Below are 19,848 nucleotides of genomic sequence, written 5' to 3'. Positions count from 1 at the left end.
GGATCAGGAGATCCGGGCCGGATCAGGACTTCCGACCGGTATTGCACGCGGTTCAGGACGACACGCCGGCTCGCGGAGCGGATCTCCTGATGCGCGCAACCGCTACCGGCGGTCCCCGGTCTCGACCGGGCGGCCGGCCGCGCGGCTGTACTGGGACCACGAGCCCGGATAGAGCCGGCCGCGGCCGAGGCCCGCGTACTCGAGCGTGAGCAGGTTGTGGGTCGCGGTCACGCCGGACCCGCAGTAGGAGAGGACCGGCCGATCCGCGGTGACCCCTGCCGCCTCGAAGCGGCGGCGCAGCTCGTCGCGGGGGAGGAGCCGGCCGCTCCCGTCGAGGTTCTCGCGGCAGGGCACGCTCACCGCGCCCGGCACGTGACCGGCGCGGGGGTCCACGGGCTCGTTCTCCCCGCGGTAGCGGTCGCCGTTGCGCGCGTCGACGATCACCGCGTCGGTGGTGGCGAGCTCGTCGATGGCGGCGAGCAGCTCGTCGGGCCACGGCGCCGCGGTCGCGGCGGCGGCCGGCAGCACCGTCGCCTCGGTCTCCAGCGGGCCGTCCCAGGCCGCGATGCCGCCGTCGAGGATCGCCGCGTCCCGGCCGAGCGCGCGCAGCATCCACACGAGCCGCGCCGCGATCACGCCGCCCTCGTCGTCGTAGGCGATGACCGTCGCGTCGTCGCCGATGCCGAGCGCCGACAGCGCGGCCGCGAACGCCTCCGGCGTGGGCAGCGGATGCCGACCCGTCGTCTCATCGGCGTGCCCGCTCAGCGCCTCCTCGAGCTCGACGAAGATCGCGCCCGGGAGGTGGCCGCCGTCGTAGGCGGCGCGGCCGGAGCGCCCGTCGAGGTACCAGCGGACGTCGGCGACGATCACCTCCTCCCGGTGCTCGCGGAGCCAGGAGACGGGGACGACGGGTTCGATCACCCGGAGGAGCGTAGCGCCGGCCCAGGACCCGAACCGGGACCGGCGCTACGAGCCGGTTCAGCCCTTGATGCCGCTCATCGCGACGCCCTGCACGAACTGCCGCTGGAAGATCATGAACACGATCACCATCGGCAGGGTCGCGATCACGGACCCGGCGAGCAGCATGCCCCACTCGGTCTGGTTCTTCATCACGAACATCGCGAGCCCGAGCGGCGCCGTGAACTTCCCGGGGTCGCTCAGGATGATGAGCGGCCAGAGGAAGTCCTCCCACGCGGCCATGAACGTGAAGATCGCGGTCGCGGCGAGCACCGGGCGGCAGAGCGGCAGCATGATCTGCCGGTAGACCCGGAACTCGGACGCTCCGTCGACGCGTGCGGCGTCGAGCAGCTCGTCGGGGATCGTCATCATGAACTGGCGGAGCAGGAAGATGCCGAACGCGCTCACCGCGCCGGGCAGGATGAGGCCCGCGTACGAGTCGAGCATCCCGTGACCCCCGTTGCCGAAGAGGTCGTTGCCGCCGAACAGCGGGATGCGCTGCAGGATCAGGTAGTTCGGGATCATCGTGATCTGCGGCGGCACCATCATGGTGGCGAGCACCAGCAGGAACAGCGGCTCCCGACCGGGGAACTTCAGCTTCGCGAACGCGAACGCGCACATCGAGTTGAGCAGCAGCTGCAGCACGGTGACGCTCGTCGCCACGAACGCGCTGTTCGCGAACCAGCGCAGGGCCCCCGTCTGCGCGAACTCGGCGTACCCCTCGACGGTCGGGTCCTGCGGGATCCACTGCGGCGGCCAGGAGAAGATGTCGCCGGTGCGCTGGAACGACGCGCTCACCAGCCAGGCGAACGGCCCGACGAAGAGGATCGCGCCGGGGATGAGGATCAGGTAGATGAGGGCGTAGCGGATCCAGCGCCGCTTCCGGTCGCCCGCGCCCTCGGGGCGCAGCTCGGAGCGGCGGTCCAGCTCCTGAGGCTGCAGGACCTCGACGGTGGCACTCACAGGTCGGCCTTTCGGTAGAGCCGGAGCTGGATCCAGGTGAACACCAGCGTGATGGCGAAGAGGACGAACGCGAGGGTCGTCGCGTAGCCCATCTCGTAGAACTTGAAGGCGGCCTCGTAGATGTAATAGACCATCGTGCTGGTCCGCTCCACGGGCCCGCCCTTCGTCATGACGAAGATCTGGGTGAAGACCTGCAGCGAGCCGATGATGCCCATGACCAGGAGGAACAGGGTGGTCGGGGCCAGCTGCGGGATGGTGACGTTCCAGAGCCGCTGCCAGCTGCCGGCACCGTCGACCTTGGCGGCCTCCTGCAGCTCATGCGGGATGCCCTGCAGGCCCGCCAGGTAGATGACCATCGAGAAGCCGACGCCCGACCAGACGCTCATCAGGATGACCGCCGGCATCGCGAGGTTCTGGTCGGACAGCCAGAGCAGGGGCTCGCGGATGAGCTGCGTCTTCAGCAGGTAGAAGTTGAAGAGCCCGTAGTCGCCGTTGTAGAGCCACTTCCAGATGATCGCGACGACGACGAACGGGGTGACCTGGGGCAGGAAGAACAGGGTGCGGAAGAGCCCCTTGAACTTGATCGCCTGGTTGAGCAGGAGCGCGAGGCAGAACCCGATCGCCATCGTGATCGGCACGGAGGCGCCGGTGAAGTAGAAGGTGTTGACGATCGACTTGAGGAAGCTCTCGTCCTCCGCCAGGTCCATGTAGTTCTGCAGGCCGACGAACGGCTTGTCCTGGCTGATCAGGTTCCACTCGTGGAAGGTCAGATAGAAGCCGAACAGCAGCGCGAACACCGTGAACAGCGAGAACACGATCAGGCCGGGGGAGAGGAAGAGGTAGGCGCGCCACGCGCGGCCCATCCGCCCCGCGAGAGACGTGGAGCGGGTCGGGGAGGGGCGGGAGCCGGAGGGGCGGCGGGCCGCGGGGACCCTCCGCGGTCCGGATGGCCGCGTCCGCGACGCGGGCCGAGCGGTGTCCACCGCCATGACGAACTCCTTCGTACGTCGTTCTGGATGTCCGGCCTCCGCCGGACGCGAGGGTGCCGCCGGCCCCGACCGGTGGGGTCGGAGCCGGCGGCGGGGGATCACCGGAGGAGCTTCTCGGCTTCCGCCTTCGCGTTCGCGAGGGCCTCGTCCACCTCGATCTCGCCGTACATGGCGAGCCCGAGCTGGGTGTTGAGCTCGGCCTCCATCTGCGGCCAGACCTCGTTGACCTGCACGTTGCTGACGCCGCACTTCATCGCCTCGGCGAAGCCCTCGAGCTGCGGCTTCTTCTCCAGGAGCTCGGGGGAGTCGAGGAGCGACTCCGTGGTGGGCAGCAGCGTTCCGTTCGGGCTGCCGTAGGTCAGCAGCGCCATGTTCTCGGGCTGCGAGAGGTACTCGATCCACTGCCAGCCGGCGTCGGTGTTGTCCGAGCCCTCGAAGAGGACGAGCGAGTCGCTCGCGACGGTGGTGGCGCAGCCGGCCTCACCCTCGGGCAGGTTGGCGGTGGCCCACTTGCCCTCGAGGTCCGGCGCCTCCTCCGCGATGACCCCGGCGAACCAGGCGCCCGCGATGTACATGCCCATCTGGCCCTGGAAAAAGCCGAGGCGGGCGTCGTACGAGTTCGAGTTGAGGTAGTCCGGCGCCGCGTAGTCGGTGAGGCCGACGTAGTACTCGGCCGCCTCCTGCGCCTCCAGGCTGTCGAAGACCGGTTTGCCCTCGTCGTCGAGGACGTTGCCGCCGTTCTGCCAGAGGAAGGGGTACCAGTAGTACGCCGACTCGGGGGCGAACATCGCGAGTCCGTACTGCTTCTTGTCGGGCTGGGTGAGCTTCGCGGCGGTCTCCTCGAGCTCCTCCCACGTGGTGGGCGGGCCGTCGATGCCGGCCGCCTCGAACATGTCGGTGCGGTAGAAGAGGGCGGTCGACTCGCCGTCGATGGGCAGCCCGTACATGCTGTCCTCGAACGTCGCGAAGGTGCGGAACACGTCGACGTAGTCGTCCGGGTCGACGACGTCGCTGCGCGAGATGTAGTTGTCGAGGTTGACGAGCGCGCCGCGCGAGGCGAACGCGGCGACGGTGCTCGCGTCGACGAACGCGACGTCGGGCGGGTTGTTGCCGGCGATCTGGGTCGTGAGGGTCTGCGTCATCGAGTCCGCGGGCACGGCCCGCAGCTCCACCTTGATGGTGGGGTGCTCCTTCTCGAACGCCTTCTTGATCTGGGCCATCTCGTCCGACTCGCCGATCCACGAGGCGAAGGAGATGGTCACCTCCTGCTCCGGGTCCTCGACCGGGCCGGATCCCTGACCTGCGGAGCTGCCGGACTGGCCGCCACAGGCCGTGAGGCTCAGGACAGTGATCGCCGCGGCGAGCGGGATCAGCCTCCTCGACGAACGCTTCTTCACCGACAACTCCTTTATTGTTCGGATGGATCCCCGAGCTTCATCGCTCAGGGCACGCCAAAGGTATGTCACCTTTTACCTTTCGCGCAACAGACGCTCCGGTCACTTAGGGAAACCCGTGTTGCGGTGGGGCGGGCCGGGGCTGGCATGCTGTGCACATGCCGAAGACGGGACAGCTGCGCGGTCCGTACAAGTCCGGGATCGCGCGCCGCCTCCAGGTGGTGACCGCCGCGATCGACGTCTTCGGCGAGTTCGGGTTCGCCGCCGGCACGGTGCAGCGGGTCGCCGACCGGGTCGGTGTGACGCCGGCCGCGATCGACAAGCTGTTCGGCAACAAGGAGGGCCTGCTCGTCGCGGTGCTCTACCACTGGGGCGAGCTGACGACCGAGGTGATCGGCCCCGAGGCCCGCGGAATGGACCTCCTCGACGGCTTCCGCCGCCTCATGTCCTACCACGTGCAGCACCGCGGGCTGCTCGACCTGTACATCACCATGGCGGCGGAGGCGACCTCGCCGAAGCATCCCGCGCACGAGTTCATGACCGACCGCTACCGCCGCACGCTCGAGACGATGCGCGGTGTCTTCCGGGACGCCGTCGAGCAGGGCGCCTTCGCGCCGATGAGCGAGGACGAGATCGCGCGCGAGGCGGAGTGGCTGCTCGCGACCATGGACGGGCTCGAGATCCAGTTCCTCCTCGACCCCACGTTCGACCTCGAGCGCTCCTTCGGTCACTTCCTCGACTCGCTGACCGCGCGGCTCGCCGCGGCGGAGCCGGCCGTCACCGACCGCTGATCCGTTCGCGCGCCCGCGGACCGGCGACCCGCTGCTTCGCGGTCACAGTCCGCTGATCCGCTCGACGAAGAGCGCCATGAACGCGTCGACGTCCACGTCGACCGCGATGCGGCAGTTCGCGGCCGGCGGCTCGGCCGACGAGAGCAGGTCGGTCACCATGACACCGCGGGCCACGCCGTCCCCGGTCACGACGGAGACGTGGGCGTCCCGCCAGGTGACGAGATCGGGGCGCGTCACGACGGCGACCGCGAGCGGATCGTGCATCGCGCAGGAGTCGGCGAGCTCGGGGTCGCCCGGGTGCTCCTGCCGCATCCGGTCGATCCAGGTGCGTGTCGCCTCGCTCGCGAACGCGCCGAAACCGCCCGGCGCCGCGCCCATCCGCTCGGCGTGCTCGCGCGTGAGGCGCACCCGCGTCGTCACGTCGAGGCCCACGAAGCGCAGCGGCGCTCCCGAGTGCAGGACGGCGTCCGCCGCCTCCGGGTCGATCCACACGTTGAACTCGCCGGGCATCCCGCTCTGCAGCGTCTGACCGAGGAAGACGCCGCCCATGACGACGATCTCCTGCACGTTCCGCGCCAGCTCCGGCTCGAGGGCGAGGGCGGCGGCCACGTTCGTCAGCGGGCCGATTGCGACGATCGTGATCTCCCCGGGGTTCGTCATCACGAGCCGCGCGATCTCGGCGGCGGCGTAGCCGGCGGGGATGGGCCGGCCGTACTCGCGCACGGTCTCGGCTGAGGCCGAGCGGGCGCGGTCGGGTCGGGTGAGCGGCGCGGCCGCCCCGCGGACGACGCGCGTGCCGGCGATGCCGAGGCGCTCGACGAGGTGCAGCGACAGCAGGGTCGCCGTCTCCACATCCGTGTTGCCGTTCACCGTGGTGACGAGCTCGATCCGCAGGTCCGGGTCCGCCGCGGCGAGGGCCAGCGCGAACCCGTCGTCGATCTCGGATCCCGGTTCCCCCATCGACAGATCGGTGTCGAGCACGATCCTCCGCACAGCACTCCCTCGTGACGGCATTCGGCTGCGGCGCTTCCGCGGCCGCCGCAACAGCGTAGTGCGGTCGCGGCGGTGCCCCCGCCGGTTCGGACCGCGTCGGGCGAGCGCGGATACTGGTGGGGATGAGCATCGACGCATTCGCCGCCACGTCCCGTCCCGTCCGCGTCGGAGTGCAGGTCGCTCCGCAGCACGCGCTCTACCCGAAGATGCGGGAGACGGTCGCCGCCGTCGAGGAGCTCGGCGTCGACGTGCTGTTCAACTGGGACCACTTCTTCCCGCTGCACGGCGACCCGGACGGCCTGCACTTCGAGGCCTGGTCGCTGCTCGCGGCGTGGGCGGAGCAGACCTCGAGGATCGAGCTCGGCCCGCTCGTCAACTGCAACAGCTACCGGAACGCGAACCTGCAGGCGGACATCGCCCGGACGATCGACCACATCAGCGGCGGCCGCCTCATCTTCGGCACGGGCGCCGGCTGGTTCCAGCGCGACTACGACGAGTACGGCTACGAGTTCGGCACCCCGGGCACGCGCCTCGCGGCGCTCGCGCAGGACCTGCCCGTCATCCGCGAGCGGTGGGAGAAGCTGAACCCGCCGCCCGTGCGCCGCATCCCGATCCTGATCGGCGGCGGTGGTGAGAAGAAGACGCTGCGCATCGTCGCCGAGCACGCGGACATCTGGCACAGCTTCTCCGACACCGAGACGCTCGAGCGCAAGCTCGGCATCCTGCAGGAGCACGCGAAGGTCGTGGGCCGGGACGTGTCGGAGATCGAGATCTCGACGGGCGTCGGCGCCCGCTTCAACGGCGCCGTCGACGAGTCCCGGGTGCTGGACGCGCAGTACGCCCTCGGCGTCCGCCTGTTCACGGTCGGCCTGTCCGGCCCGGACTACGACCTTGAGCCGGTGAAGGCGCTCCTCGCCTGGCGCGACCGCCGCAACGCGGACGCCGAACCGGCGGACGTACGCGCCAGCGCCTGATCCGTCCCGCCCCGGTGATCGAGGAGGCCGCGCAGCGGCCGTCTCTCACCTCTGCGGCGGCAGGCCGTCCCGCAGCTCGGCGACCAGCGACGCGACCACCGACTTCAAGCTGCCGTTGTTGCGCGCGGCGGTGAGCAGCTGGCGCTCGTAGCTCGCCCCGCGCTCGAGGATGGTGTCGAGCTCGTGCAGCTCGTCGAGGCAGCCGAGGCGCTCCGCGACCGGCTCGAGCCGCGCGATCAGGTCGCGCGTGTCGTCCGTCACGAGGCGCTCGTCGCCGGCGGCGTTCGTGATGAGGATGGTCTCCATCCCGTACCGGGCGGCGCGCCACTTGTTCTCCTTGACGAACCACGGCTGCATCGCGGGCGGCACGATGCCGCGGTCGAGCATCCCGGACAGCTCCTCGACGAGGCACTGGACGAGCGCCGTCATCGCGCGCACCTCGGCGACGGTGGAGAGCCCGTCGCAGGCGCGGACCTCGATGGTGCCCCAGCGCGGCGAGGGGCGGATGTCCCAGCGGATCTCGTCGTAGGAGTCGATGACGCCGACGTGCAGGAGGTCGTCGACCATCGACTCGTACTCGCTCCACTCGGTGAACTGGGGAGGGAGGCCGGCGGTCGGGAGCTGCTGGAACATCATCGCCCGGTTCGACGCGTACCCGGTGGCCTCGCCCGACCAGAACGGGCTCGAGGCGGAGAGCGCCTGCAGGTGCGGGTAGTAGGGGAGCAGCCCGTCGAGGATCGGCAGCACCTTGCGGCGGTCCTCGATGCCGACGTGCATGTGCACGCCCCAGATGAGCATCTGCCGGCCCCACCACTGCGTGCGGTCGATGAGGGTCGCGTAGCGCTCCTTGTCGGTCACCCGCTGCTGGCTCCACTGAGCGAAGGGATGGGTTCCCGCGCACATGAGGTCGACGCCGAGCGGCTCCGCCGCGGCGCGCACCTGCTCGATCGTGCCCTCGAGGTCCTCGGTCGCCTGCCGCACGGTGTCGTGCACCCGCGACACCACCTCGACGGTGTTGGTCAGCAGCTCGGCGGTGATGGGGGAGAAGCCGTCCTCGTCGGAGAGGTCGAGCCCGTGCAGGATCTCCGGGGCGGCGGGCGAGAGGTCCCCGCTCGCGTGGTCGACGAGGGCGAGCTCCCACTCGATGCCGAGGTCCGAGCGCGCCGACCGGGCGAATTCGATAGCCACGGCGCCATCCTTCCACGGCGCCCCCGTTCCGCCCCCGGGTTGCGGCGCCGCTTCTCCTTTCCCTCAACAGGCGTTTCTCCCTCGAACAGGCAGAAAGGTCCGGTTTCCGCCTGTTGGAGGCATTCCTGCCTGTTGAGGGATGGGAGAGCCGGTCGCCCCCTCGGCGGTACCGCGACGACCGTGCCGTTCCTGCCAGCGTCCGTCGAGTCGATGCCGCGTCCGATCGCCGCCGGTGCGGAGCTCTGCGGCGGAACTAGCGTGAACGGGTGAGCACCACCCCGCGAACCGCCGTCCCCTCCGCCGACACCGCTCCGGAGGCGCGCGCGGCCCGCTCCTTCGCTCTGCCCATCGCGATCGGCGTCACCGTCCTGGCGTGGGCGAGCGCCTTCGTCGTCATCCGGGCGGTCGGCGAGTCCCTGTCGCCGGGACCGCTCGCTCTGCTCCGCCTCCTCGTCGGCGCCGCGGCGCTGGGGCTGTTCCAGCTCGGCCGCGCCTGGGTGCGCCCATCCGGTCGCGAGTGGGGCTTCCTCGCCGCGTTCGGCGTGCTCTGGTTCGGCGCCTACAACATCGGTCTCAACTTCGCCGAGCAGACCCTCGACGCCGGCACCGCGTCGATGGTCGTCAACATCGGCCCGATCCTGCTCGCCATCGGCGCCGCACTGGTCCTCGGCGAGCGGCTGACCGGACGCGTGATCCTCGGCGCCGCGGTCTCCTTCGCCGGCGTCCTCCTCATCGGCGTGCAGAGCGGCGCGGGCGGGTTCGACGACACCGTCGGCGTGCTGGCCGCGGTGCTCGCCGCCGTCGTCTACACGGCCGGCGTGCTGTTCCAGAAGCCGCTGCTCGTCCGCCTGCCCGCCGCCCAGGTGACATTCCTCGGTGCCCTGGCGGGAGCGATCGTGTGTCTGCCGTTCCTGCCCGCGCTCGTCGCCGAGCTGCAGGTCGCCCCGGTCGCGGCCGTCGTCGGCGGCGTCTACCTCGGTATCGTGCCGACCGCGATCGCGTTCAGCACGTGGGCGTACGCCCTGCAGCGGATGCCCGCCGCGCGCCTCGGGCTCACCACCTACCTGGTGCCGCCGATCGCGATCCTGCTCGCGCTCGCGGCCTTCGGCGAGGTGCCCGGCCCGCTCGCGATCCTCGGCGGCGTGCTGTGCCTCGGGGGCGTGGCGCTTTCCCGGAAGCGGGCGAAGGCCGCCGCGGAGTGACTCAGGCGCCGCGCCCGGGAGCGCGGGGCCGGGGCGGTTAGCAACCGGCCTCGCGATCTGTCACAATTGTTGGTCGAGTCCCGGACGCCCGACCCTCTATCAGGCGAGCGGACTCCACATCGAACTTCCGCCGAGTGTGCCCCCACGCGTCCGGCGCGGTTTTCTCAACCTCTACACGCACACAGGAGAATTGTGGCTGTCAAGATCCGTCTCAAGCGCCTGGGCAAGATCCGCGCGCCCTACTACCGCATCGTCGTCGCCGACTCGCGCACCAAGCGCGATGGTCGTGTCATCGAGGAGATCGGCAAGTACCACCCCACCGAGGAGCCCTCGCTCATCGAGGTGAACTCCGAGCGTGCCCAGTACTGGCTCGGCGTCGGCGCGCAGCCGACCGAGCAGGTCGCGGCGCTCCTCAAGCTCACCGGTGACTGGGGCAAGTTCAAGGGCGACGCCAACGCCGTGAGCACCGTCCGCACCAAGGAGCCGAAGGCCGCCTTCGTCGCCGACGAGAAGAAGAAGCCGGTGCTCCGGCCGAAGACCGAGGCTCCGGCTCCCGCCGCCGCCCCGGCCGAGGACGCCGCGGCGTCCGCCAACGAGAGCGCCCAGTAGTACCGTGCTCGCTGACGCACTCGAGCATCTCGTCAAGGGGATCGTCGACAACCCGGACCAGGTCCAGGTCTCGGAGCGCTCGACGCCGCGCGGCGACCTGCTCGAGGTGCGGGTGCACCCCGACGACCTCGGTCGTGTGATCGGCCGCTCCGGCCGGACGGCGAAGGCGCTGCGCACCCTGGTGACCGCCCTCGCCGACGGCCGGCGCATCCGCGTCGACGTCGTCGACACCGACGAGTAGGTCCCGCCAGCGATGGCGAAGAAGCAATCGAGCGGCCAGTCCGCTCAGACGCAGCTGCGAGTAGGGCGCCTGACGAAGGCCCACGGCCTCAAGGGCGCCCTCAAGCTCGAGCTGTTCACCGACGACCCCGAGCGGCGCTTCGTGCCCGGCGCCGAGTTCGCGCTGCAGGTGCCGACGTCGTCCCCCTGGCACGGCAAGCGCATCGCGCTGACCGAGCTGCGCTGGTACAACGGCCAGCCGGTCGGGTTCTTCGAGGGCGTCACCGACCGCGCCGGGGCCGAGAGCCTCGTCAAGGCGATCCTCTGGGTCGACCAGTCGCCGGACGAGCCCCAGGAGGAGGACGCCTGGTACGACCACCAGCTGGTCGGCCTGGCCGTCGTCCGCGACGGTGAGCGCATCGGCGCGATCGCCCGCGTCGAGCACCTGCCCGCGCAGGACCTCCTCGTCGTCAAGGTGGGCGACCGCGAGGTGATGGTGCCGTTCGTCAAGGCGATCGTCCCGTCCGTCGACACCGCGGCCGGCGTGGTCACCGTGACCCCGCCCGCCGGCCTCTTCGAGGACCTGCCTGACGACGACGACGCACCCCGGGCGGGGAACGAAGACGCGGCTGACGCGGATGCCGCCGAGGCCGAGTCCCAGGCCACCTCGGGCGCCGGGCCCGACGACGCCGGCGAGTCGGCGGCCGCGGAGGACGCCCAGCAGGATGCTCCTGCCGAGGACGGCGCCTCGGCCGACGCTCCCGCGTCCGCTCCGCGCGACTGATCGGCGCCCGCGTGCGCATCGACATCGTCACGATCTTCCCCGGCTTCTTCGACGTCCTCGACGTCTCGCTCCTCGGCAAGGCCCGCCTGCAGGGGCTGCTGCAGGTGCGCGCCCACGACCTGCGCGACTACACGCACGACCGGCACCGCACGGTGGACGACACCCCGTACGGCGGCGGGGCCGGCATGGTGATGCGGCCCGAGCCGTGGGGCGAGGCGCTCGACGACGTGCTCGCCGAGGACGGCGACCCGGTCGTGATCTTCCCGAGCCCGGCGGGGGAGCGGTTCTCGCAGCCGATCGCGGCGGAGCTCGCGCAGGAGGGGCACCTCGTCTTCGCATGCGGGCGGTACGAGGGCATCGACCAGAGGGTCGTGGAGCACACCGCCCAGCGGGCCCGCGTCCGCGAGCTGAGCCTCGGCGACTACGTCCTGAACGGCGGCGAGGTGGCCGCGCTCGCGATGATCGAGGCGATCGCGCGGCTCGTGCCCGGCGTCATCGGCAATCCGGCGAGCCTCGACGAGGAGAGCCACAGCGAGCTGGGCCTCCTCGAGTACCCGAGCTACACGAAGCCCGCCGCCTGGCGCGGCCTCGAGGTCCCGGACGTCCTGCTGAGCGGCAACCACGGTGCGATCGCGCGCTGGCGCCGCGCCCAGCAGGAGGAGCGCACGCGCCGCGTCCGCCCGGACCTCCTGCAGGACTGACCCGCCGCGCCCGTTCCGCCGTCCTCGCGGATCAGGAGTCTCCACTCCGATCAGGAGGCGCCGGCGGTTCCGCACGCGGTTCAGGACCCGCGGCGGCATGTCGCGGCGGATCTCCTGATCCGCGCAACCCGACGTGCCCTTACCTCGAGCGCTGGGTGAGGATGAGCGGCCCGTTCTCGGTGATCGCGACCGTGTGCTCGCTGTGCGCGCCGCGGGATCCGTCGGCGCTGCGCAGCGTCCAGCCGTCCTCGTCCGTGTAGAGCTCGTCGGTGGTCGCGAGCAGCCACGGCTCGATCGCGATCACCAGGCCGGGGCGCAGCTTGAGGCCGCGGCCGGCGCGGCCGTTGTTGGGCACGTGCGGGTCGCCGTGCATGGTGCGGCCGACGCCGTGGCCGCCGAAGTCGAGGTTCACCGAGTAGCCGGCCGCCTCGCAGACGTCGCCGATCGCGGCGGAGATGTCGCCGAGCTTGTTGCCCGGGACGGCCTTCGCGATCGCGGCCTCGAGGGCGCGCTCCGTGGTGGCGATGAGGCGCAGGTCGGCGTCGAGCGCGGTGCCGGCGACGACGGTGAGCGCGGAGTCGGCGACCCAGCCGTCGACGGAGGCGGCGAAGTCGATGCTGACCACGTCGCCGTCCTGGATCGCGTAGTCGTGGGGGAGGCCGTGCAGCACTGCGTCGTTGACCGACGTGCAGAGCACCTTGCCGAACGGCATCGCGCCGAAGGAGGGGTGGTAGTCGATGTAGCAGCTCTCCGCGCCGCGCTCCTTGATCATGCGGTGCGCGATCGCGTCGAGCTCGAGCAGGTTGACCCCCACCTTGATCTCATCGCGGAGGCGCTCGAGCACGCTCGCGACGAACGCTCCCGCCGGCCGCATGGCCTCGATCTCCGCGGCGGTCCTCAGCTCGATCATCGGTCTCCCTGCTCGTGTGCTCCCTCGACCCTAACGCCCCTGACCGCGCGGCCCTTCCGGGGCGGAACGCTCCCCGCGAACACACTGCCGCCGCACGGGGGCCGCGGCTTAGGCTTCCGTCATGGTGGTGCGCAAGGCCTTCTACTACTGGCAGTTCGCCGCGGTCGCCGTCCTGCCCGCATGGCTCCTGCTCGGCTGGGCGATCTGGGGTCGCGCCGGCGACTTCGCCGGGGTCGCCATCTCGGCGCCCCTCCTCGTCCTCGCCCTGCTCGGCGTCGCCGGGCTCACCTTCGCCCGCAAGTCCGCGCGGGAGAAGCACACGGCCTCCTGGCTGGATGTCGGGGTCGCCGGCGCCTGGCACGCCGCCCTGATCGCGACCGGCTTCTTCGGCGACGGCACGGCGGCGTTCGCCGCCCTCTCCGTCGCGCTCGGCATCGGCGCGTTCTGGAGCGCCGCCTGGCAGCTCGTCGACGAGACCCGCAGGCGGGTGCGCCGCGTCTTCGAGACGATGCAGAACGGCGGGGCCGTGCCCTACCGCCCGAAGCAGCAGCCGCTCGACGCGGGCGAGTACGTCGTCATCCGCCCGCCCGACCCGCCCCGCTGACGATTCCCCGCTCGTTCCTTCCGCCGAGATGTCACTTGGTGCGCCCATTCGCGCGGGTGACAGCATCGACCGGCATCTCGCGGGCCCATCCGTGTGAGCGCGCGCGATTGCCGGTATCGGCCGAGCTGTGACACAATTGACGATCGTGCCGCGGCCGGTTCTGCCGCAGGGGAGCCAGCTTCTTCCGCGGCCTTCTCACTGACGATCTCCCGGTCCCGCCGCTTTCGCGCGGGATCGACGACAGTATTCGACCTGCGGCGGGTACAGGAAGCAGCACTCTCATGAGCAATCTCCTCGACCAGGTCGACGCGGCCTCGCTCAAGTCGGACATCCCCGACTTCCGCCCCGGCGACACCGTCAAGGTGCACGTCAACATCGTCGAAGGCAACCGCAGCCGCGTCCAGGTCTTCCAGGGCGTCGTCATCGCCCGCCAGGGCCAGGGCGTGCGCGAGACCTTCACGGTCCGCAAGATCAGCTTCCAGGTCGGCGTGGAGCGCACCTTCCCGGTGCACTCGCCGGTCATCGACCACATCGAGGTCGTGACCCGCGGTGACGTCCGTCGCGCGAAGCTGTACTACCTCCGCGGTCTGCGTGGCAAGAAGGCCAAGATCAAGGAGAAGCGCGACGCCTGAGCGTCCCGCTGACGAAAGCGAAAAGGACCCCCGCGACATACACTGTCGCGGGGGTCCTCTTTTCTTGGCCGGCGCCTCCCCGGCCGGCACGGACGACGGGTGGGCAAGTGACCGAAAGTGCCGCTCCCGCGGTGCCCGGACCCGAGCAGGATGCCGAGTCGGGTGACTCGGGGACCCGCCGCGACGCCCGCCGCTCGGAGCGTCGCCGCAAGAGCGCGGTGCTGTTCCTCCGCGACGTCCTCGTCATCCTCGTCGTCGCGATCCTCGTCTCCTTCCTCATCAAGACCTTCCTGATCAGGTCCTTCTACATCCCGTCGGCGTCGATGGAGGAGACCCTCGCGATCAACGACCGGATCATCGTCAATCAGCTCGAGCCGTCCGTGTTCCCGGTCGACCACGGCGACGTGGTCGTGTTCCGCGACCCGGGCGGCTGGCTGCCGCCCTCGACGCCCGTCGAGCAGCCGCCGCTCGTCGCCGCGCTCGACTGGGTCCTGTCCGTCGTCGGCCTCTCCGCCCCGGACAGCAACGACCACCTCATCAAGCGCGTCATCGGGCTGCCCGGCGACCACGTCACCTGCTGCAACGCCCTCGGCCAGATGTCGGTCAACGGCGTCCCGCTCGACGAGCCGTACGTGAAGCTGCCGGACGGCATCACGAAGGTCAGCGACCTCGACTTCGACGTCACGGTGCCCGAGGGGTACCTGTGGGTGATGGGCGACAACCGCTACAACTCGCGCGACTCCCGGTACAACACGGACAAGCCGGGCGACGGCTTCGTGCCGATCGACAACGTCGTCGGCCGCGCCTTCGTGGTGAGCTGGCCGCTCGACCGCTGGGGCTGGCTCGACGACTATCCGGACACCTTCCGGGGGGTGGACGAGGCGAGTGGCTGAGCGCACGACCGCCCGCAAGCCGGCGTCGTCGCGGCCTCCGTCGCTGCGCCGCGAGAGAGCGCTCGTCGCCGAGGGCGCCCGGTTCGTGATCGGCTGCGACGAGGTGGGTCGCGGCGCGATCGCCGGTCCGGTCGCGCTGGGGCTCTGCGTCGTCGACCTCGAGCGCCGCGTCCCCCGGGGGCTCCGCGACTCGAAGCTGCTGCCGGAGAAGCGCCGGGTCGAGCTGCAGCCGCTGGTGAGCCGCTGGGCGACGCATTCCTCCGTCGGCATGGCGAGCAACGTCGAGATCGACGAGCTCGGGCTGACCGCCGCCCTCGGGCTCGCCGGCGCGCGGGCGCTGGCCGCGCTGATCGACGACGGGCTGCCCTGCTCGGAGGACGTCGTCGTGCTGCTCGACGGCAAGTTCGACTACCTGACCGCGGGGCTCGCCGCGTACGGCATCGCCGACCGCCCCCGGGTCACGACGACGATCAAGGCAGACATGACCTGCGCGTCCGTCTCGGGCGCCTCGGTGCTCGCGAAGGTCGCCCGCGACACCCTGATGATCGGCCACCACGACGACTACCCGCCCTACAACTGGGTGAGCAACAAGGGCTACGGCTCGAGCGCGCACTGGGCCGCCATCGACGAGTTCGGCGCCACCGACCTGCACCGGCACACCTGGCTGCGCACGCCGTCCCTGTTCGACCTCGAGGACGCGGGGGAGGCGACCGAGGAGGGGCCATTCGACGCCTCGGACGTCGACGACGCCGGATTCGCCGATGCCGGAGACTCCGGTGCCGAGGAGTCCGACGACGACGTGCTCGACCTCGAGGACGCCTCGCTCGCGGAGCCCGCGGTCCGCTGACCGGCGCGCCGGTTCGGGGCTTCCGGCCGGGCCGGACGCTCCTTCCGCCGACGTAGGATTGTCGCGATGGATGAGGACGAGTTCGAGGACTACGACCGCGAGGTCGAGCTGGCGCTGTACCGCGAGTACCGGGACATCGTCGGCCAGTTCAAGTACGTCGTGGAGACCGAGCGCCGGTTCTACCTGGCGAACGAGGTGGAGCTCGTCCGCCGCGACACCGAGCACGACTTCTACTTCGAGCTGAGCATGCACGACGTGTGGGTCTGGGACGTCTACCGTGCCGACCGCTTCGTGAAGTCGGTGCGCGTGCTCACCTTCAAGGACGTCAACGTCGAGGAGCTCTCCTCGAAGGAGCTGGAGCTCCCGCAGGAGCTCGCGCTCGACGAGTAGCCGGGGGAGGCGCGGGTGGCCGGCGAACGGCGGCTCGTCTTCTGGCTGCAGCTGTCCTTCGCGGGCGACTTCCTGCTCGCCGCGATCGCCGTCGCCCTGCTCTGGAGCGACGAGACGGCCGGCTGGTACCTGCTCGTCTTCGTGTTCCTCCGCGCCGTGATCGGCGCTGTCGCCCTGTTCTGGATCGCGCCGCGGGCGGCCCGGGATCTGGGCCAGAAGCCGCCGCCGACCGAGGACGAGTGATCCCGGCGCGTCTGGTCGCCCTCCCGGCGCTCGGGGCTGAGGGGGCACCCGTCGTGCTCGGCAGGCACCCGTCGTGTTCAGCAGGCACCCGTCGTGTTCAGCAGGCACCCGTCGGCTTCAGCAGGCATGCAACGGGTTCAGCAGGCGTTTTCCGCATGAGTTTCGCCTGCTGAGTCGCCGGCGTTCCTGCTGAAGAGGATGGCCGGTGTGAGACCCGCGAGAAGCGGCTGCCCGCCCTCCCCACCCCCGCCCGCGCGCCCGCCTCACACCGACTGGCTCCTGCGCTCCGCGCGGGGGTCGCCGACTCGCCACCCTCTCCTCGGGAGGTCGGTGTGGCGAAGAAGGACGTGCTGGGGCGGTGGGGCGAGGATGTCGCCGCAGCGAGGCTGACGGCGCTCGGCTACGACATCGTCGACCGCAACTGGCGATGCCCGCGGGGTGAGCTGGACATCGTCGCCCGCGTCCGCGGCGGCACCGCCTTCGTCGAGGTGAAGACCCGCACATCGACCGCCTTCGGGCACCCGTTCGAAGCGGTCACGACGGCGAAGCTCGCTCGGCTGCACGCGCTCGCCCTCGCGTGGTGCCGCGAGCATCCGGGGCGGCACGGCCGCATCCGGGTCGACGTCGTCGCGGTCGTCGGCGCCGTCGGCGACGAGCCGGTCGTCGAGCTGATGACGGACGTGTTCTGATGCCCGTCGGTCGCGCCCGCTCGGTCGCCCTCGTCGGGCTGTCCGGCGCCCTCGTCGACGTCGAGGCCGAGCTGTCCAATCAGAGTCCCGGCTTCAAGCTCATCGGCCTGCCCGACTCCGCCCTCCGTGAGGCGGAGCAGCGCGTGCGCGCGGCCATAGGGAACTCCGGCCTCGAGTGGCCGAAGCGGAAGCTCACGGTCAACCTCTCGCCGGCCGACCTGCCCAAGCAGGGCTCCGCCTTCGACCTCGCGATCGCCGTCGCGACCCTCGCCACCGCCGGGCAGGTGCCCGTCGGGTCTGCGGGGCGCGCCGCGCATCTCGGCGAACTCGCCCTCGACGGCCGGCTGCGGCCGATGCGGGGCGTGCTGCCCGCCGTGCTCGCCGCGGCGCGCGCCGGGGTCCCTACCGTGCTCGTCCCGTCGGCGAACCGCGCCGAGGCCGAGCTCGTGCCCGGCATCCGCGTGGTCGGGGTCGCGAGCCTGCGGGATGCCGCCATCTGGCACGGCGCCGAGCTCGAGCCCCAGCCGGTCGACGAGCTGCAGCCGCCGCCCGTACCGCCGCCGGCCTCGCCGGCCGGGGATCTCTCCGACGTCGTCGGCAACGACGAGGCCGTCGAGGCCCTGGTGGTCGCCGCGGCAGGCGGACACCACCTGCTCATGGTCGGACCGCCCGGTGCCGGAAAGACTATGCTCGCCGCCCGCCTGCCGGGCATCCTGCCGCCGCTCGATGGGGAGGCGGCACTCGAGGCGACCTCCCTCCGGTCGCTGTGCGGGCTGCCGATCGGCGGCGCGCTCGTCACGGAGCCGCCGTTCGAGAACCCGCACCACACCGCCACCGCAGCAGCCATGGTGGGCGGCGGCAGCGCGGTGATCCGCCCCGGTGCGGCGGCGCGCGCCTCGTCGGGGGTCCTGTTCCTCGACGAGGCTCCCGAGTTCAGCTCCGCCGCCCTGGAGACGCTGCGCCAGCCGCTCGAATCCGGCGAGATCACCATCGCGCGCGCGAGCGCCGTCGCCCGCTTCCCCGGCCGGTTCCAACTCGTGCTCGCCGCCAACCCGTGCCCGTGCGGGGAGTGGGGCGGCCCCGAGAACCGCTGCACGTGCCCGGTCGCGGTGCGGATGCGCTACCTCAAGCGGCTCTCCGGCCCGCTCCTGGACCGGATCGACATCCGGATCCGTGTCGCCCGGGTCACCGCCGCGCAGCTGCGGCTCCGCGACGAGCAGCCCCGGCTCGACTCCGCGACCGCCCGCGCGAGGGTCGCCGCCGCACGGGATCGGGCCGCCTCGCGGCTCGGTGGCACGGCATGGCGGGCGAACGCCGAGGTGCCGGGTCCGGTGCTGCGCTCGCCGGCTCTGGCCCTCGGCCGCTCCGTGCTCGCGCCCGTCGACCGGGCGCTCGAGCGCGGGCTCATCACCATGCGCGGGTACGACCGCGTCCTCCGCATCGCGTGGACGCTGGCCGACCTCGACGCCGTCGACCACCCCGGCTCCGAGCAGGTGGGCCGGGCCCTGCTGCTGAGGAGGTCCGTGACGTGATTCTGGGGCTGGACGAGAAGGAGGTGCGCCGCGCCGTTGCGGCGGTGCGGCCGGCCGGCGAGCCGCTCGGCGCCGACACGCTGGGCGAGGCGCTCGCCCGAGCGGCGTGGAGCGGGATCGCGGAGCCGGGGGACTCGGTAGCGGGACTCCTGGTCGACGTCCTCGGCGCCGCCGGCGCGCTCGCCGCGGTGCTCGAGGACCACGACCCGGCCGGCCTCGCCCGCGAGGTCGCTCAGGCCACCGGCGAGCCGCTGACGACGGAGGCGGTGCGGGCCGCCGAGGAGCGCTGGCGCCCGCGGCTCGTGGCGGCGGACGCCGTGCGGTTCCTCACCGCGGCCGCCGCGCGCGGCGTCCGGCTGGTGCTGCCCGACGATCCCGCCTGGCCGCCGGGACTGGCGGACCTCGGGCCGCACGGGCCGATGGCCCTGTGGTGCCTGGGGGACCCGTCCCTGCTCCGTGCGCCGCTGCCGATCGCCCTCGTCGGCGCCCGAGCGGCCACCGGCTACGGCGAGCACGTCTGCGCCGAGGCGGCGAGCGGCCTCGCCGATCGGGGCTTCGCCATCGTGTCGGGCGCGGCGTACGGCATCGACGGCATGGCCCACCGCGCTGCGCTGGCCGGCGGGGGAGCGACGGTCGCGTTCCTCGCCGGCGGCGTCGACCGGTTCTACCCGAGCGGGCACGAGGCGCTGCTCGCCCGCATCGCCGAGTCGGGCGCGGTCGTGTCGGAGCTGCCCTGCGGCTCGTCACCGACCCGCTGGCGCTTCCTGCACCAGAAAGTCGACTTGTATACGCTCAGTCTTCCGCGACGTCGACGGCTGCGTCGATGTGCCCATCTTTCAGCTGAAGGACGGAGGGGGCTGTGCCTTCGAAGGTTTGGAGCGCTCGCCTCAACTCGCCGGGCTCGAGCGACTGAAGTCCCGACTCCGTGGCCAGGAGCGCAATCGCCTCTGGAGGGAGCCCCCCTTGACGGTACAGATGGCGGGTGATCCTTCTCGATACTGCATCCAGCAACCTGTCGTCGCCTTCGACCGAGACAAAGATTGCAAGTCCCGTCGCGGGTGCGCCAGACGAGTCGCTCAGCCGCCGAGCCGCCTCCGCGGTTCTTCTGAGGGCGGTACTCACCAAAGCCAGAGGGATCATGCGCTTGCCGACCTTGACCTCGACGAGGATGGTGCGCCCGTCGCGTCGCAGCGGCTCCGCCAGGGCGTCTGCATCGAAACTGAAGTTGGCTTGTCCGGAGATGCGCACGTTGCGGCGAACGCTGTGCGACTCTCGGAGAGCCGCCTGCAGCTTCTCGACAAAGAGTCCCTCTACTCGGATGTAGTTGTCCAATGCGATACGGCT

Annotated in this window: 22 protein-coding genes and 1 pseudogene; 16 read left to right on the top strand and 7 right to left on the bottom strand. The window is 71.3% G+C overall.

The genetic code is table 11. The features are described 5' to 3' along the window. Positions 1 to 102 precede the first annotated feature (102 nt). The 4 genes from J3P36_RS05890 to J3P36_RS05875 form a co-directional block, all read right to left on the bottom strand. Positions 103 to 921 (bottom strand): sulfurtransferase, encoded by an 819-nt coding sequence (locus tag J3P36_RS05890; RefSeq protein WP_307806962.1) that lies wholly within the window; start codon positions 919 to 921, stop codon positions 103 to 105. 57 nt (positions 922 to 978) lie between these two features. Beyond that, the gene (locus J3P36_RS16740; protein ID WP_210506277.1) at positions 979 to 1,920 is read right to left on the bottom strand and encodes a carbohydrate ABC transporter permease; all 942 of its coding nucleotides are present in this window, start codon (positions 1,918 to 1,920) and stop codon (positions 979 to 981) included. Next, positions 1,917 to 2,909 carry a carbohydrate ABC transporter permease gene (locus tag J3P36_RS05880; protein ID WP_210506276.1) on the bottom strand — a complete coding sequence of 331 codons (993 nt, stop codon included), beginning with the start codon at positions 2,907 to 2,909 and terminating at the stop codon, positions 1,917 to 1,919. The genes J3P36_RS16740 and J3P36_RS05880 overlap by 4 nt, the downstream gene beginning before the upstream one ends. 98 nt (positions 2,910 to 3,007) lie before the next feature. Continuing rightward, positions 3,008 to 4,306: a sugar ABC transporter substrate-binding protein gene (locus tag J3P36_RS05875; protein ID WP_210506275.1), complete on the bottom strand. Its 1,299-nt coding sequence runs from the start codon at positions 4,304 to 4,306 to the stop codon at positions 3,008 to 3,010. 155 nt (positions 4,307 to 4,461) lie between these two features. Between J3P36_RS05875 and J3P36_RS05870 the strand changes: the two genes are divergently transcribed. After that, positions 4,462 to 5,094: a TetR/AcrR family transcriptional regulator gene (locus J3P36_RS05870; RefSeq protein WP_210506274.1), complete on the top strand. Its 633-nt coding sequence runs from the start codon at positions 4,462 to 4,464 to the stop codon at positions 5,092 to 5,094. Between the two features lie 42 nt (positions 5,095 to 5,136). On the opposite strand, the gene J3P36_RS05865 is transcribed toward J3P36_RS05870, so the two are convergent. Further along, the gene (locus J3P36_RS05865; RefSeq protein ID WP_210506273.1) at positions 5,137 to 6,075 is read right to left on the bottom strand and encodes a nucleoside hydrolase; all 939 of its coding nucleotides are present in this window, start codon (positions 6,073 to 6,075) and stop codon (positions 5,137 to 5,139) included. A gap of 134 nt (positions 6,076 to 6,209) precedes the next feature. On the opposite strand from J3P36_RS05865, the gene J3P36_RS05860 reads away from it, so the two are divergent. After that, complete coding sequence (locus tag J3P36_RS05860; RefSeq protein WP_210506272.1) at positions 6,210 to 7,061, top strand: LLM class F420-dependent oxidoreductase; 852 nt, start codon at positions 6,210 to 6,212, stop codon at positions 7,059 to 7,061. Between the two features lie 45 nt (positions 7,062 to 7,106). On the opposite strand, the gene J3P36_RS05855 is transcribed toward J3P36_RS05860, so the two are convergent. Beyond that, the gene (locus tag J3P36_RS05855) at positions 7,107 to 8,249 is read right to left on the bottom strand and encodes a glutamate--cysteine ligase (protein ID WP_210506271.1); all 1,143 of its coding nucleotides are present in this window, start codon (positions 8,247 to 8,249) and stop codon (positions 7,107 to 7,109) included. 266 nt (positions 8,250 to 8,515) lie between these two features. On the opposite strand from J3P36_RS05855, the gene J3P36_RS05850 reads away from it, so the two are divergent. From J3P36_RS05850 to trmD, 5 genes and pseudogenes are all read left to right on the top strand, one after another. Continuing rightward, the gene (locus tag J3P36_RS05850) at positions 8,516 to 9,451 is read left to right on the top strand and encodes a DMT family transporter (RefSeq protein WP_307806961.1); all 936 of its coding nucleotides are present in this window, start codon (positions 8,516 to 8,518) and stop codon (positions 9,449 to 9,451) included. A gap of 192 nt (positions 9,452 to 9,643) precedes the next feature. Next, a complete protein-coding gene (gene rpsP, locus J3P36_RS05845) occupies positions 9,644 to 10,060 on the top strand; it encodes a 30S ribosomal protein S16 (protein WP_210506270.1) in 417 nt (138 codons plus the stop codon). Positions 10,061 to 10,064: 4 nt separating this feature from the next. Continuing rightward, positions 10,065 to 10,301: an RNA-binding protein gene (locus J3P36_RS05840; RefSeq protein WP_210506269.1), complete on the top strand. Its 237-nt coding sequence runs from the start codon at positions 10,065 to 10,067 to the stop codon at positions 10,299 to 10,301. Positions 10,302 to 10,313: 12 nt separating this feature from the next. Continuing rightward, positions 10,314 to 10,934: pseudogene (gene rimM, locus J3P36_RS05835) on the top strand (ribosome maturation factor RimM); the annotation flags it as partial. A gap of 140 nt (positions 10,935 to 11,074) precedes the next feature. After that, positions 11,075 to 11,764 (top strand): tRNA (guanosine(37)-N1)-methyltransferase TrmD, encoded by a 690-nt coding sequence (gene trmD / locus J3P36_RS05830; protein ID WP_210506267.1) that lies wholly within the window; start codon positions 11,075 to 11,077, stop codon positions 11,762 to 11,764. Positions 11,765 to 11,903: 139 nt separating this feature from the next. On the opposite strand, the gene map is transcribed toward trmD, so the two are convergent. After that, positions 11,904 to 12,674 carry a type I methionyl aminopeptidase gene (gene map, locus J3P36_RS05825; protein WP_210506266.1) on the bottom strand — a complete coding sequence of 257 codons (771 nt, stop codon included), beginning with the start codon at positions 12,672 to 12,674 and terminating at the stop codon, positions 11,904 to 11,906. 121 nt (positions 12,675 to 12,795) lie between these two features. Here map and J3P36_RS05820 point away from each other — a divergent pair, with 121 nt between their 5' ends. From J3P36_RS05820 to J3P36_RS05780, 9 genes are all read left to right on the top strand, one after another. Then, the gene (locus tag J3P36_RS05820) at positions 12,796 to 13,278 is read left to right on the top strand and encodes a hypothetical protein (protein ID WP_210506265.1); all 483 of its coding nucleotides are present in this window, start codon (positions 12,796 to 12,798) and stop codon (positions 13,276 to 13,278) included. 281 nt (positions 13,279 to 13,559) lie between these two features. Continuing rightward, positions 13,560 to 13,910, top strand: a complete 351-nt coding sequence (rplS, locus tag J3P36_RS05815) for a 50S ribosomal protein L19 (RefSeq protein ID WP_210506264.1) — start codon at positions 13,560 to 13,562, stop codon at positions 13,908 to 13,910. A gap of 107 nt (positions 13,911 to 14,017) precedes the next feature. Next, positions 14,018 to 14,803: a signal peptidase I gene (gene lepB, locus J3P36_RS05810; protein WP_374100704.1), complete on the top strand. Its 786-nt coding sequence runs from the start codon at positions 14,018 to 14,020 to the stop codon at positions 14,801 to 14,803. Continuing rightward, positions 14,796 to 15,650 carry a ribonuclease HII gene (locus J3P36_RS05805; RefSeq protein WP_210506263.1) on the top strand — a complete coding sequence of 285 codons (855 nt, stop codon included), beginning with the start codon at positions 14,796 to 14,798 and terminating at the stop codon, positions 15,648 to 15,650. Before lepB ends, J3P36_RS05805 begins: the two co-directional genes overlap by 8 nt. 66 nt (positions 15,651 to 15,716) lie before the next feature. Then, positions 15,717 to 16,040, top strand: a complete 324-nt coding sequence (locus J3P36_RS05800; RefSeq protein WP_210506262.1) for a DUF2469 domain-containing protein — start codon at positions 15,717 to 15,719, stop codon at positions 16,038 to 16,040. Between the two features lie 15 nt (positions 16,041 to 16,055). Beyond that, entirely contained in the window at positions 16,056 to 16,283 is a 228-nt protein-coding gene (locus tag J3P36_RS05795; protein ID WP_210506261.1) for a hypothetical protein, read from the top strand. Positions 16,284 to 16,615: 332 nt separating this feature from the next. Continuing rightward, complete coding sequence (locus tag J3P36_RS05790) at positions 16,616 to 16,972, top strand: YraN family protein (protein WP_210506260.1); 357 nt, start codon at positions 16,616 to 16,618, stop codon at positions 16,970 to 16,972. Continuing rightward, the gene (locus tag J3P36_RS05785; RefSeq protein WP_210506259.1) at positions 16,972 to 18,504 is read left to right on the top strand and encodes a YifB family Mg chelatase-like AAA ATPase; all 1,533 of its coding nucleotides are present in this window, start codon (positions 16,972 to 16,974) and stop codon (positions 18,502 to 18,504) included. The genes J3P36_RS05790 and J3P36_RS05785 overlap by 1 nt, the downstream gene beginning before the upstream one ends. After that, complete coding sequence (locus J3P36_RS05780; protein WP_210506258.1) at positions 18,501 to 19,490, top strand: DNA-processing protein DprA; 990 nt, start codon at positions 18,501 to 18,503, stop codon at positions 19,488 to 19,490. The genes J3P36_RS05785 and J3P36_RS05780 overlap by 4 nt, the downstream gene beginning before the upstream one ends. Positions 19,491 to 19,848: the final 358 nt, after the last annotated feature.

It is taken from the genome of Naasia sp. SYSU D00057 (assembly GCF_017916505.1).
Classification (GTDB): Bacteria; Actinomycetota; Actinomycetes; order Actinomycetales; family Microbacteriaceae; genus Naasia.
This window is presented reverse-complemented; position numbering and strand designations above follow the sequence as displayed.